The 12,124-nt window shown below is 70.1% G+C and carries 13 protein-coding genes, 2 tRNA genes and 1 other RNA gene; 10 read left to right on the forward strand and 6 right to left on the reverse strand.

Annotation, left to right across the window (positions count from 1 at the left end; genetic code table 11):
• Nucleotides 1–19: 19 nt before the first annotated feature.
• Entirely contained in the window at nucleotides 20–2,488 is a 2,469-nt protein-coding gene (locus ACI2K4_RS15585) for a DNA polymerase III subunit gamma and tau (RefSeq protein WP_404511689.1), read from the reverse strand.
• Nucleotides 2,489–2,662: 174 nt separating this feature from the next.
• An RNA gene (gene ffs, locus ACI2K4_RS15590) (signal recognition particle sRNA small type) lies at nucleotides 2,663–2,752 on the reverse strand.
• 84 nt (nucleotides 2,753–2,836) lie between these two features.
• On the opposite strand from ffs, the gene ACI2K4_RS15595 reads away from it, so the two are divergent.
• From ACI2K4_RS15595 to ACI2K4_RS15620, 6 genes are all read left to right on the forward strand, one after another.
• A tRNA-Ser gene (locus tag ACI2K4_RS15595) sits at nucleotides 2,837–2,921 on the forward strand.
• A 462-nt stretch (nucleotides 2,922–3,383) separates the two neighbouring features.
• The gene (locus ACI2K4_RS15600; protein ID WP_404511691.1) at nucleotides 3,384–4,592 is read left to right on the forward strand and encodes a helix-turn-helix domain-containing protein; all 1,209 of its coding nucleotides are present in this window, start codon (nucleotides 3,384–3,386) and stop codon (nucleotides 4,590–4,592) included.
• A gap of 353 nt (nucleotides 4,593–4,945) precedes the next feature.
• Nucleotides 4,946–5,167 (forward strand): hypothetical protein, encoded by a 222-nt coding sequence (locus ACI2K4_RS15605; RefSeq protein ID WP_404511692.1) that lies wholly within the window; start codon nucleotides 4,946–4,948, stop codon nucleotides 5,165–5,167.
• A complete protein-coding gene (locus ACI2K4_RS15610; protein WP_404511694.1) occupies nucleotides 5,164–5,436 on the forward strand; it encodes a hypothetical protein in 273 nt (90 codons plus the stop codon). Before ACI2K4_RS15605 ends, ACI2K4_RS15610 begins: the two co-directional genes overlap by 4 nt.
• Nucleotides 5,433–5,663, forward strand: a complete 231-nt coding sequence (locus tag ACI2K4_RS15615) for a hypothetical protein (protein ID WP_404511696.1) — start codon at nucleotides 5,433–5,435, stop codon at nucleotides 5,661–5,663. The genes ACI2K4_RS15610 and ACI2K4_RS15615 overlap by 4 nt, the downstream gene beginning before the upstream one ends.
• Complete coding sequence (locus tag ACI2K4_RS15620; protein ID WP_404511698.1) at nucleotides 5,660–5,887, forward strand: hypothetical protein; 228 nt, start codon at nucleotides 5,660–5,662, stop codon at nucleotides 5,885–5,887. Before ACI2K4_RS15615 ends, ACI2K4_RS15620 begins: the two co-directional genes overlap by 4 nt.
• Nucleotides 5,888–5,983: 96 nt before the next feature.
• Here ACI2K4_RS15620 and ACI2K4_RS15625 read toward each other — a convergent pair whose 3' ends face one another.
• On the reverse strand, nucleotides 5,984–6,889 hold the full coding sequence (locus ACI2K4_RS15625) for an AraC family transcriptional regulator N-terminal domain-containing protein (protein WP_404511700.1): 906 nt from the start codon (nucleotides 6,887–6,889) through the stop codon (nucleotides 5,984–5,986).
• Between the two features lie 156 nt (nucleotides 6,890–7,045).
• Here ACI2K4_RS15625 and ACI2K4_RS15630 point away from each other — a divergent pair, with 156 nt between their 5' ends.
• The 3 genes from ACI2K4_RS15630 to ACI2K4_RS15640 all read left to right on the forward strand — a co-directional run bounded on the left by ACI2K4_RS15630 (nucleotide 7,046) and on the right by ACI2K4_RS15640 (nucleotide 9,104).
• Nucleotides 7,046–7,351: a putative quinol monooxygenase gene (locus ACI2K4_RS15630; protein WP_404511702.1), complete on the forward strand. Its 306-nt coding sequence runs from the start codon at nucleotides 7,046–7,048 to the stop codon at nucleotides 7,349–7,351.
• Between the two features lie 37 nt (nucleotides 7,352–7,388).
• Entirely contained in the window at nucleotides 7,389–8,408 is a 1,020-nt protein-coding gene (locus ACI2K4_RS15635) for an alpha/beta hydrolase (RefSeq protein ID WP_404511704.1), read from the forward strand.
• 165 nt (nucleotides 8,409–8,573) lie between these two features.
• On the forward strand, nucleotides 8,574–9,104 hold the full coding sequence (locus tag ACI2K4_RS15640; RefSeq protein WP_404511706.1) for a hypothetical protein: 531 nt from the start codon (nucleotides 8,574–8,576) through the stop codon (nucleotides 9,102–9,104).
• Nucleotides 9,105–9,120: 16 nt separating this feature from the next.
• Here ACI2K4_RS15640 and ACI2K4_RS15645 read toward each other — a convergent pair whose 3' ends face one another.
• Complete coding sequence (locus tag ACI2K4_RS15645; RefSeq protein WP_404511708.1) at nucleotides 9,121–9,873, reverse strand: methyltransferase domain-containing protein; 753 nt, start codon at nucleotides 9,871–9,873, stop codon at nucleotides 9,121–9,123.
• Between the two features lie 123 nt (nucleotides 9,874–9,996).
• Nucleotides 9,997–10,086: transfer RNA gene (locus ACI2K4_RS15650), tRNA-Ser, on the reverse strand.
• Between the two features lie 76 nt (nucleotides 10,087–10,162).
• On the opposite strand from ACI2K4_RS15650, the gene deoD reads away from it, so the two are divergent.
• Nucleotides 10,163–10,870 carry a purine-nucleoside phosphorylase gene (deoD, locus tag ACI2K4_RS15655; protein WP_404511710.1) on the forward strand — a complete coding sequence of 236 codons (708 nt, stop codon included), beginning with the start codon at nucleotides 10,163–10,165 and terminating at the stop codon, nucleotides 10,868–10,870.
• 59 nt (nucleotides 10,871–10,929) lie between these two features.
• On the opposite strand, the gene ACI2K4_RS15660 is transcribed toward deoD, so the two are convergent.
• Nucleotides 10,930–12,090, reverse strand: a complete 1,161-nt coding sequence (locus ACI2K4_RS15660; protein ID WP_404511860.1) for an ABC transporter permease — start codon at nucleotides 12,088–12,090, stop codon at nucleotides 10,930–10,932.
• Nucleotides 12,091–12,124: the final 34 nt, after the last annotated feature.

The following is a 12,124-nucleotide window of genomic DNA, read 5'->3' on the forward strand; positions in this document are numbered from 1 at the left end:
ATCAACGCTCGATTGGTATTTACTTCGTATTGTCGATTTCGCCGATCCGCTCCGCGCCGAGCGTCTGTTGCAGCAACTGCACCGCCTGCTGCTCGCTGGTCTGGCGCGCGGTCCGCTCGTCAACCACCTCGTCCAGCGGTTCGTCACCCGGGTCGAAGCCCTCGTAACCGACGCCCGTCGATCGGACGGGACCGTCGTAGTCCGGGTCGTAGGGGGGCTCGCCAGCCCACTCCCGGTCCGCCGTACGCACCGTGGCCTGCGGTTTTGGACCACGCCCGGCCGCCGCCGCACGGGCCGCCGCGAGACCGCTGCCCGGTTGACCGTTCCCCACCGGAGCACCGGGTACGGAACCGTTCGTCGTCACCGACGCGGGGGCCGGGGCGGTCTGCACCCGGGCCGCCGGTGCGACCGGATCCGCGCTCCCGTTCGCGCCACCGGGCCGGGTCGGCTCCGGCCACTCCTGCGCGGCCGGGGCGGCGGCGGGCACCGCTCCACCCGGGCGCGCCGGCTCCGGCCAGCCGTTCTCCTCCGCACCACTGGCCGGAGTGTTCGCTGAATCACGTACCTGGTTGGCGGGGTTGCCGCCGGCCGGTGACCGACCCGGTGCGGTGCCCCGGGTGTTGCCGGTCGAGGTGTCCCAGGGCGGGCTCTCCGTCGACGCGGACGGTGCCGGCGGCGCGCTCCTGGGTGCCGCGTCCCGTGCGGCGGTGTTCCGGGGCGGGGCGGCCACGGCCGCACGTGGTCCGGCCGAACCGGCTCCCGCCCGCTGGTCCCCGGCCACCTCGCACCGGATCTGCCAGCGCTCCCCGAACTCCTGGTAGATCGCGTCCGACAACACCTCGACGTGACTGACCACCATCTGGGCGAGCACCGGCGACTTGACCGTCAGGACCAGGGTGCCGTTGTCCAGGTCCCGGACCACCGCGTCGCGTACCAGGGCGGCGATCCGCTTGTTGGTCCGATTGATCAGGCCCACCACCTCGCCCCACTGCCGCCGTACGGCGACGGCGTCCAGCACGCCGGGGGTGGCCGAACCGGGGGCCGGTGGGTCGGGGGTGACCGGATCGGGCATCACCACCGAGCGGGTCGGCGACGGGGTCGTCGGTGCCGGGGCCGTCGCTCCGGCCGGGCCGACCTGACCGGCCGGCGGGACGTCCCGCCCGGCCGGTGCCGTGTCCCGCCCGGCCGGTGCCATGTTCTGCCCGGCCGACATCGAGGACGGACCGGAAGGGTCGACTGTTGACGCGGGGGCGGAGGTCGGACGTACCGGTGCGGGGTCGACGACCGGCGCGGAGCCGGCGGCGGCCGACGGCCCCGGGTCACCGACGAGCGTCAGCCGACGCTCCATCCGCTCCAGCCGCTGCAACAGGCCACGGTCGGAGTCGTCGACACCGGGCAGCAGCATCCGGGCGCAGACCAGTTCCAGCAGCAGTCGAGGCGCGGTGGTGCCGCGCATCTCGACCAGGCCGTTGTGCACGATGTCGGCACACCGGGAGAGCGTCGCCGCGCCGATCCGCTGCGCCTGCGCGGTCATCCGCTCGACCTGGTCCGACGGGCCGTCGATCAGGCCCTTCGCCGCCGCGTCCGGCACCTGTTGCAGGACGATCAGGTCACGGAGCCGTTCCAGCAGGTCGGTGGCGAACCGCCGGGGGTCGTGACCGGCCTCGGCGACCCGGTCGACGGTGCCGTACGCCGCCGCGCCGTCCCCGGCGGCGATCGCGTCGCACATCTCGTCGATCAGCGCGCCGTCGGTCACCCCGAGCAGGGCGACCGCGCGGGCATAATCAACCCCGTCCGGACCTGCACCGGCGATCAACTGGTCCAGCACCGAGAGCGAGTCCCGGGCACTGCCACCACCGGCGCGTACGACCAGCGGGAAGACCGCCGGGTCGACCTTGACCCCCTCGGCCTCGGTGAGCTGCTCCAGGTACGGCCGCAGCACTCCGGGCGGGATCAGCCGGAACGGGTAGTGATGGGTACGCGACTTGATCGTGCCGAGGACCTTCTCCGGCTCGGTCGTGGCGAAGATGAACTTGACGAACTCCGGCGGCTCCTCGACCAGCTTGAGCAGGGCGTTGAAGCCGGCCGACGAGACCATGTGCGCCTCGTCGATGACGTAGATCTTGAACCGGCTGTTGGCCGGCGCGAAGAAGGCCCGCTCCCGCAGTTCGCGAGCGTCGTCGACGCCACCGTGGCTGGCCGCGTCGATCTCGATCACGTCGATCGAACCGGCACCGTCCCCGGCCAGGGCCCGGCACGATTCACAGACGCCACACGGCTCCGGGGTCGGCCCCTGCTCGCAGTTGAGCGAGCGGGCCAGGATCCGGGCGCTGGAGGTCTTGCCGCAACCACGTGGACCCGAGAAAAGGTACGCGTGGTTCAGCCGCCCGGTACGCAGTGCCTGCGACAGCGGCTCGGTGACGTGCTCCTGCCCGATCACCTCGGCGAAGGTGCGCGGCCGGTACTTGCGGTAGAGCGCGAGTGCCACTCGTCCCGCCTCCTCTCGACCGAGCCATTCTCCGCCGCACCGCGTCCTACGGCCACCTCGCCCCGCCCTCACCGGGAAGGGAAGTGCCGTGGCGGCTCGGATAGGGGGCTACCGGCCGGGCTGGCGCCCTCTGATCGGCCGTAGGACGGGACGGAGGCACCGGGCCCGGGATGCAAAGGCCCCCCGTGCACCCGCCAGAGCCCGCTTATCCTTGCTGCCTTCCGGCCCTGGGGAGGTTCACAGGTTGACGCCGCACGGGGGGTTGGCCAAGTGTAACCACCCCGGTCTTCGATCTTCGCCGGAGGTACTGGGTTAGGAGATCTCGGCGGGACCTGTACCCTGTCTCACGGAGGATTCGCCTAGAGGCCTAGGGCGCACGCTTGGAAAGCGTGTTGGGTTTACACCCTCACGAGTTCGAATCTCGTATCCTCCGCCGAGAGCGGCATAGCATCAGGCCAGGTCAGGAGCGGTTTTCTGACCCGGCCTGATGATCTTTAGGGGACCGGTAGGGGAACCGACCCAGGGTCCCTCCCGCTCGCCCCGCCATCCGAACCCGGACAGGCATGCTGGAGGCGATCGGCAGCACGAGGGCGACAGGTCGGAGCTTGCCGGAAATGATCTTTCCGCTCAGGTCAGCCGCGCTGCCGACATAGCCGGTCGGCTAGTTCTGGGGGATCATGCACGGAGAGTAGGAGTCTTCCGGCGCACAGAACTGATCCAGACCTCCAGAGCGACCGCCGACATCCCGAGCCCTACCAGATCGTTCGATGCTGAACGGGCAGGGCACCAGAGGACCGCGTGCGAGCTGGTCCTCCATCGCGAAGGTCAGCAGTCACCACCCTCGATCTGGAGTACCGTCGCAAGCCAGACGACCTCGTGCGGGAGGCGGGCCATCATGGACCCTGTCATCGAGCCTGGCGTGACGCCGGGCCAGCGGATCAAGCTCTACCGAGAGCGAGCCGGCCTCACCCAGACGGTGGCCGCCCAACTCAAGGGTGTCACTGTCTCTGGCTGGCGGAAGTGGGAATCCGGCGAGCGGTCGGTCACCTCGCTGGGCGACTGGATCGAGATAGCCCGGATCCTGAAGGTCCGCGACCTTTACAAGCTCACCGGCCTGCCGGTCGGCCACCTGCCCGACGAGCAGGCCGAGCACGAAAGCATCGCGCCCGTGCGCGCGGCGCTCCACGAGTACGCCCCTACGCTCGGCGGTCCGGTAGACCTGCCCGGCCTGAGGCGGGCGGTTGACTGGACCTGGCAGACGTGGTCCACCTCGCCGCAGCGGTACACGCGTACGGCCCCGATGCTGCCCGAGCTGATCCAGACTGCCCGCGCCACGGTGGAGGCAACCGAGGGCGCCGATCGCAGGGACGCCGAACGGGTCGCCGCCGACGTCTACTCGCTCGTCCGCGCCTACGGCAAACGGGTAGGTGCTAGCGACATTGCCATTTTGGCTGCCGACCGGTCCGTAGCCGCAGCCCGTGCCGCAGACGACCCGGTCTATCGGGGGGCTGCCGCTTGGACGATGGCCCAGGTGTTGAGCACCCGGGGTCATACCGAGGAGTCGGCATCGCTCTGCCTCGACGCCATCCGCGACCTGAACAGGCACGACGACGAGGCACATGACCGGCTCAGCGTGCTCGGCGTGCTGCACCTGCTGCTCGCGGTCCAGCACGCACGGTTGCGCGACGAGCGGCGGGCGCTCGACGCCTTGGACGTGGCCGCCAGCGCCGCAGCCGTGACCGGCGAGACTGAGTACCACCACGTCTACTTCGGCGCGACGAACGTCGGCATCCACCGCGCGGCCGTCACGTTGGAACTGTCGAGGCCATCGGAAGCGCTGCGGGTCGGTGAGCGGGTTGACGTGACGAACACGGTCAGCACGGAGCGCCGCTACGCCCATTACCTGCACTTGGCACGTGGGTACGCCACTCAGCGCAACGACCTGGCCGCCGTCCACATGCTCCTGCGGGCAGACCGTGAAGTCCCGGAGGAGGCAACCCTGAACGTGCTGATGAGGAGTCTGCTCCGGGAGCTGGTGGTGCGCGAGACGCCCACCACCCGACCGGACCTCCGCCCGCTGGCCGAGCGCGCCCGCGTGGCCTGAACACCACCCCACCGTGGGGTAGTCCCCCGCTTCGGGGCTCATCTTGCGTGATCGTCGCCGTACCGTCTGCAACAGGCGCGGCGACCTCGTTTCCGAGGGATAAGCAGGTCGCCGCTGCCCTCCCACGTGCCGACCATGCTCTCCCGGGCAGCTCGGCGCCGGGGGCGCGGCGCTGAGGAGACGGGTTGCCGCACCTCCACCTCCCCATCGTTTCCCGGAGGTGAGCGAGCGATGATGAATTGGTACTGCAGACCAGTGGGCACTCCACGGGCAGCCGTACGGACCGAAGTTCCGCTGCCCCTGTTGCGGATCATGCACAACGCGGGCGTCTTCCGCTGGACACGGCGGCGGCGATGAGCGCCGTCGACCAGCATCCGTTGACGATCATGCCTCGGTCGGTGTGGCCGGTCATCCTCGGCATGGCCCGGTCAACGGTGGCCGCGCACGAGGGCGGCGAGGAATGCCGGATGTGTCCGTCCTACCCGGCGGGGCGATGCGCCCGGCTGGTGGCGGCGCTGCGGGCTGTGGTCGACCCGGAGATGTTGGCGGCCGAGCGGCAGGCGGTGGGGTCGTGATCTCCGGTGCCGTTCGGGTGCCGGCCGGCACGCTCCTGCACCTTCAGCCAGGCGAGTGGAACCTCCTCGGCGTTCCGGCCTTGGAGGCGACCACGCTGCGGCTCGTTGCCGTTGATGGCGACGATCCGCGTACCCGTGAGGGTGAGTTGGAGGTCTGGGTATGGGCGCACCTGCCGTCGTGCGGGGATCCGGATCGGCCGGGGCACCGGGACTGCTACGGCGGTTACGTGCGTGTCAGCGCGATCGAGCGGGCGGGGACGGCACCATGAGCCGGAACGACGAGGGCACCGACCCGGCCACCCTGCGGATCGCGGCGGACCTGACCTGGCGGCAGCACCAGCCCGGTGGCAACGCCTGGCGGCCCGGAACCTGCTACCAGTGCACCCCCCACGGGTGCGCCCAGTTGGCATGGGCGGTCGGCATCCGGGCCGGCAGGGACGCCGCGTACCCGGAGGCAGAGCGACGGGCGACGGCCGACGGGCCGGCGGTCGCGTGACCGACCCGGACCGGACCGCGCTGGTCAAGGTGACCGTGAACCTCGTCCCCCGCACGGTCGACGCCCTCGCCACGGCATGCACACGAACCAGAGACACAAAGACAGACACGATCAACCGGGCGCTCTTGGTCTACAACCTGGTCCTGGAGCTGATGGAACGCGGCGGCGGACACCTCGTCCTGCAAAACCCCGACGGCAGTACCGAACGGGTACACCTGCTGTGACGACGTTCCAGCATTGAGAGCGGACGGAAGGCGCGTGCTCGCCGATGTCGCCACCCGTTAGCGCGTTGTCCTGGCGGCGGCGTCTCAGCGGACGACTCAGACCAGGGTTGACGCAGGGGTGAGCGGGGTGCCGCGCAGGCGGGCGGCGTCCTGGCTGGGAGCCGCGCCGAACTGGCGGCGGTATTCCCGACTGAACTGTGACGCGCTGTCGTAGCCGACCCGGGCGCAGACACCGCCGACGTCGTTGGGGTGGGTGGCGAGCAGGAGTCGGGCCTCCTGGAGTCGGATCTGCTTCTGGAACTGGATCGGGCTCATCGCGGTGACCGCCTGGAAGTTGCGGTAGAAGGCGGAGACGCTCATCCCCGCCAGCCTCGCCACGTCCTCCACCCGGAAGGACTGCGCGTAGTGCTCGCGGATCCACCGGACCGCCCGTGCGACGTGGCTGAGGCTGCTGTCGGCGAGACCGAGCTGACGTACGACCGTGCCCTGTTCACCGGCGATCAGCCGCCAGAGGATCTCCCGCTTGATCAGGGGCGCGAGCACCGCGATGTCGCGCGGCTGGTCGAGCAGGCGCAGCAGCCTGAGCACCGCGTCGACGAGTTCGTGGGGTGCGTCGCTGACGGCCATGCCCGACGGCGCAGCGCCGCCGACGGGCGGGAGGTCACCGGGCGCCGCCTGGAGCAGCAGCTCGGCGACGGTGGCCGGGGAGAGGACCAGGCCGAAGCCGAGTGCCGGCCGTTCGGGGCTGGCCTCGGTGAAGTGACCGGTGATCGGCAGGTCGACCGAGGCGACGAGGTACTGCCCGGCGCGGTACTCGTAGACCCGGTCGCCGAGGGCGACGCGTTTCGCACCCTGGGCGATGAGGGCCAGCACCGTGCCGGACATCGCCGGTGACGGCGGATAGGGGCGCTCGACCTTCGAGACCAGGACGCCCTCGATGGCGGTGGTCATGCCGGGTCGGGCGTGCCGGGAGAGCAGGTCACGCAGCTCGTCGAGGTCCACCCGCCGATTGAAGCACGAGCCCGATACTCGCTGCAACGAGAGAATTAGGCAAGAGTGTAGGAGCATCACCCTAACGATCCTGCTGCTAGCGGTGCTTTGATGGGTTGGTCGATATCCCAGGGGCGCGCAGCTCCACGACTGACAAGGTGATCTCACATGACCATCGGGCACGGTTTCCACGCTGTCATGACCGCGCAGCCCGGCAAGGGTGACGAACTGGTCGAGTTCTTGCTCGACGCGCCGTCCCTGTCGAACGACGACTGCGTCGTCTTCCTGGTCAGCCGCTCGGCCAGCAACCCTGATGTTGTCTCCGTCACCGAGGGCTGGACCAGCACGGAAGCGCACGCCAGCTTCTTCCGGACCGAGCAGGCACAGGCCCTGGTCGCGAAGCTCCAGCCGCTGCTCGTCGGCGAGTCCCGGTACGCCGACGAGGTACCGGTGGGCGGCAAGGCCGCCTTCTGAACGTCCCTCACCACCACGCCTCGCCAAAGGAGCCACCGTGACCCAGGTACGCCCCGAATTCGACCCGGAACTCAACACGTTCCTCGCCGACATGCAGCTCATGCCCGAACTCAACCCCGACGTGCTCGCGCAGATCCGCCAGTTCCCACCGCCACCGGTCGAAAGCCTGCTCGAAGGTCACCCGGTCGACCGCCGTGAGGTGACCTTTCCCGCCCCGGACGGCGCGGAGATTCCGCTGACGATCCTCACCCCCGCTCATGCCGGTGTCGGTGCTGGTGCCGATGCTGGTGCTGGTGCTGGTGCCGGTCGTGATCGTCGCCGTACGCCGGTGCCGTGCGTCTACTGGGTCCACGGCGGCGGGATGATCATGGGAGACCGCTACTCGCAGATCGACATCCCACTGGAGTGGCTCGACCGGTTCGGTGCCGTCGTCGTCTCGGTGGACTACCGACTGGCGCCGGAGGTCACCGGCACTACACCGGTCGACGACTGCTACCTCGGCCTGCTCTGGGTGGTCGAGCACGCCGACGAGTTGGGCATCGACCCCAGCCGCATCGTCGTCGCAGGTACCAGCGCCGGTGGCGGCCTCGCCGCCGGGCTCACCCTGATGGCACGTGACCGGGGAATCCCGGCCATCGCCGCCCAAATGTTGATCTATCCCATGCTCGACCACCGCAACAACAGCACGTCGAGCCGGCAGTACTCGGGCGAGCCCGGCGTCTGGACCCGCGAGATGAACGAGTTCGGCTGGCGATCGCTCCTCGGCGACCTCGACAGCGGGGACGTACCGAGTTATGTCTCGCCGGCGCTGGCCGACGACCTGTCGGGCCTGCCGAACACGTACGTCGACGCCGGCACGGCCGAGGTGTTCCGGGACGAGGACGTCGACTACGCGAGCCGGATCTGGGCGGCCGGCGGCCAGGCGGAACTGCACGTCTGGGCGGGCGGCTTCCACGGGTTCGACGCCCTCTATCCGAAGGCACGGGTCTCGGTCGCGGCCCGCCGAGCACGCGTCGACTGGCTCAGCCGGATCCTGGAGCCGCATCCGGAGGTGTAGCCCACCGGTGGGCCATCGGGGCCGTCGGGCACCCCCGCCCGGCGGCCGGGGAGACGAGCGCGAGGCCGTAACCGGATCGGTCGTACACATGTTCTATCCACAGGATGTGGAAACGAGCAGCAACCTTCTGGCTTCCACTCCGTTGTGCTCCCGGAGGGAAACTATATGAAAGCCCGCAAAACGGTACTGATCGGATGGCTGGTGGTCGCGTTGCTCGCTTCCACCGGCGACAGCATCCCGAACCCGCCAACCGGCGGGGACACCGGGAGCTTCGGGCCCGACGTGGTCCATCTGTCCGGCGTACGCAACATCGAGTTCGGCGACACCGAGACCGAGCTGACCAGGCGCGGCGTGCTGCAACCGGAGCCCGCTTCGTGCAACCCGAACCTCACCGGCCTCGCCACCGTGGGTCCGGTCTTCGACCGGGACAGGCTGGTGCTGATGTGGGTGAGCCCGCCGATGCACACCCCGGAGGGCGTCACGGTCGGCACCTCGGTCAACACCGTGCACGCCCGTTATCCGGCGGCGACGGAACTCACCGCTCCACAGGGGACGTACCGGTTCGACGGTTTGATGGCCCAGGAGGGCGACCGCGCCTTCCTCTTCCTGCACGACGGCCTGGTGGTCCGCAAGACCGTCGCCGGGTACGCCGACTACGCCCACAAGCTCTTCGACGAGGGGTTCGGACTCTGCTGACCGAACCCCCGCCCCCTCATCCGGGCTTACGGGCCTCGATCAGGAAGCGCTGGGAGTGCGCGACAAACGGACCACCCGACTCGATCGACAGGTGCAGCGCCCGCAGCCGGTCCGCGTACGCCTCGACGGTGAAGTCGGGCACCGTCCAGAGCACCTTACGCAGGAAGACCACCACGGCGGCGACGTCGAAGAACTCCATCCGCAGCGCCTCCGTACGCAGATCGACCACGTCGAGCCCGACGGCCGTGGCGGCCGCGACCGCCCGGTCGGGTCGGCGGGCCGGGCTCACCGGCTGCGGCCCCATCATGAAGTCGATGAGTTCCCGCACCGAACCGGCGCCGACCTGCTGGGACAGGTAGGTCCCGCCCGGCGCCAACACCCGCGCCACCTCGTCCCACCGCACCATCACCGGGTGCCGGCTGACGACCAGGTCGAACACTCCGCCGGCAAACGGCAGGTCGGCGTCCTCGCCGACCTCGACCACGGTGCCCCCGATCGGGGCGAGCCGCTGCCGGGCGAGCGCCGCGTTCGGCGGCCAACCCTCGGTCGCCACCAGCACCGAGGGCGGTTTCGGCATCCCGGCCAGCACCTCACCGCCACCGGTCTGCAGGTCGAGCGCTCGCCGGGCGGTCGCCATCCGCTCACCCATCAGCCGGGCGTATCCCCAGGACGGCCGCTGCTCGGTCGCCCGACCGTTGAACCAGGAAAAATCCCAACCCCGCACCGGTACGGCAACGCCTTCCGCGACCAGCCGCTCGAAGCTCCCCATCCGACGAGTCTGCGCTGACGGGACGCCCGACATCAACGTGATTCGGGTGCGACCCAACCGAGCCCACAACGGCGAAACGCCCGGTTCGTCCTCGCGGACTTGCCGGGCGTTCTGCCTGCTTACTGGCGGTGGCGGCGGGATTTGAACCCGCGGAGGGCGTAAACCCTCACACGCTTTCGAGGCGTGCTCCTTAGGCCACTCGGACACGCCACCGCCGAGAAGGCTACCGGATGCCCGGGGTGGCCGTCGCGCCGGTATGCCCCGGCCGGACCTGGCAGGATCATCTGCCATGAGTACGCACATCGGCGGGAAGCCGGGCGAGATCGCCGAGCGGGTCCTGATGCCGGGCGACCCGCTGCGGGCCAAGTGGATCGCGGAGACCTACCTCGAGGATGCCAAGTGCTACTCCTCGGTTCGGGGCATGTACGGCTTCACCGGCACCTGGAACGGGGTTGAGGTGTCGGTGCAGGGCTCCGGCATGGGCATGCCGTCGGCCTCCATCTACGCCCACGAACTGATCAACGAGTACGGCGTACGGACGCTGATCCGGGTCGGCTCCTGCGGAGCGCTCAGCGAGGACCTGCAACTGCGTGACGTGCTGGCGGCGAACGGGTCCTCGACCGACTCGAACATGAACCGGGTGCGGTTCGACGGGCTGATCGACTACGCCCCGGTGGCCGACTTCGGGCTGCTCCGTACGGCTGTCGAGGTCGCCGAGCGGCGCGGCATCAGCATGCGGGTCGGACCGGTGCTGGCGGCGGACGCCTTCTACACCGACCGTCCGGACCTCTACGACACCCTGGCCCAGTACGGCGTGCTCGCGGTGGAGATGGAGTCGGCGGCGCTCTACACGATCGCGGCCCGCTTCAAGGCTCGTGCGCTGACCGTGCTGACCGTCAGCGACCACATCAAGACCGGCGAGAAGACCACCTCCCAGGAGCGCGAGCAGACCTTCGGTCAGATGGTCGAAATCGCCCTCGACACCGCAATCGCCTGATCCTTGCCGCTCCCCTCCACCCGCCCTCGAACGGGATCGGGCGGAGGGGAGGGAGTGGGTCACGGGGTGGAGAGGGCTTCGGTGGGGGATAGGCGGGCGGCTCGGATGGCGGGGTAGAGGCCAGCCAGGCCGCCGATGACGAGGGTGGCGGCCACGCCGCCGACCATGGCCCAGGCGGGTACGACGGTCGGCCAGGTCTGGAGCAGGGCGTAGCCGGACGTCACCCCGATGCCGAGCAGCACCCCGCCGATCCCGCCGAGCGCGGAGAGCAGCAGCGACTCGGTGAGGAACTGGGCGCGTACCTGTCCCCGGGTGGCGCCGAGCGAGCGGCGCAGCCCGATCTCCGGCCGCCGCTCCAGCACCGATATGACCATCGTGTTCGCCACTCCCACCCCGCCGACGAGCAGGGCGACCGCGCCGAGACCGAGCAGCAGCCCGGTGAACGCCTGGTCGGTGGCCTGGGCGGCGGCGAGCGCGTCGGAGGGGCGGGAGACCTCCACCTCGTTCGGCGCGGCCGGGTTGGCGGTGGCGCCGAGCACGGCGCGTACCGCCTCGACGGAGCTTTCCACGGATCGGCTGTAGACCGTGGTCGGGTGCCCGTCGAAGCCCAGGTACGTCCGTGCGGCGTCCCAGCCGACCAGCGCCGACAGGTCCAGTTCCGGCGCCAGCGGCACTGGCGCGAGTATGCCGACCACGGTGAACCACCTACCACCGAGGTAGATCTGTACGTCCGTACCGGCGGCGCCGAGGCCGAGCCGTTCGGCGGCGGTGGCGCCGAGCACCACGGCCGGGTATCGGGCGGTCGCGGCGTTGAGCCAGGTGCCGCTCCGGATTTCCGCCCCGACCGTGTCGAGCAGTTCCAGGTTGGCCGCACGGGCGCCGATGCCGCCGGTTTCGGCGGTCGGGATCCGGTCGCTGCGGTACACCCTCGCGTCGCCGAGTTGGGCGGTGGCGGCGACCTGGCGTACCGGGCCGATCCGGCCGATCATCTCGATCGACTCCTCCGGCAGCTCGGCCGCCTCACCGAAAATCGACTGTCCAGGTGACACGGTGAGCAGGTTGGTGCCGAGCGCGTCGAGGGTCCGGTCGAGTTCCGCCCGGGACGACGAGGAGATGCCGACCACTGCGGTCATCGCCGCGATACCGATGGCGATGCCGAGCGCCGAGAGGAACGCCCGCAGCGGGCGGGTACGCAGCCCGACGCCGCCCACCCTGATCACGTCCCGGGGTCGGAGCCGGGCCGGGGCGAGCCGG

The sequence above is a fragment of the Micromonospora sp. NPDC050397 genome, from assembly GCF_044901685.1.
Classification (GTDB): domain Bacteria; phylum Actinomycetota; class Actinomycetes; order Mycobacteriales; family Micromonosporaceae; genus Micromonospora_G.

What these genes read in the sequence shown, in the direction of transcription:
- ACI2K4_RS15645 (WP_404511708.1), bottom strand. Translation starts at nt 9,873, where the DNA reads ATGGGGAGCTTCGAGCGGCTGGTCGCGGAAGGCGTTGCCGTACCGGTG.
- ACI2K4_RS15615 (WP_404511696.1), top strand. Translation starts at nt 5,433, where the DNA reads ATGAGCCGGAACGACGAGGGCACCGACCCGGCCACCCTGCGGATCGCG.
- ACI2K4_RS15640 (WP_404511706.1), top strand. Translation starts at nt 8,574, where the DNA reads ATGAAAGCCCGCAAAACGGTACTGATCGGATGGCTGGTGGTCGCGTTG.
- ACI2K4_RS15600 (WP_404511691.1), top strand. Translation starts at nt 3,384, where the DNA reads ATGGACCCTGTCATCGAGCCTGGCGTGACGCCGGGCCAGCGGATCAAG.
- ACI2K4_RS15605 (WP_404511692.1), top strand. Translation starts at nt 4,946, where the DNA reads ATGAGCGCCGTCGACCAGCATCCGTTGACGATCATGCCTCGGTCGGTG.
- ACI2K4_RS15630 (WP_404511702.1), top strand. Translation starts at nt 7,046, where the DNA reads ATGACCATCGGGCACGGTTTCCACGCTGTCATGACCGCGCAGCCCGGC.
- deoD (WP_404511710.1), top strand. Translation starts at nt 10,163, where the DNA reads ATGAGTACGCACATCGGCGGGAAGCCGGGCGAGATCGCCGAGCGGGTC.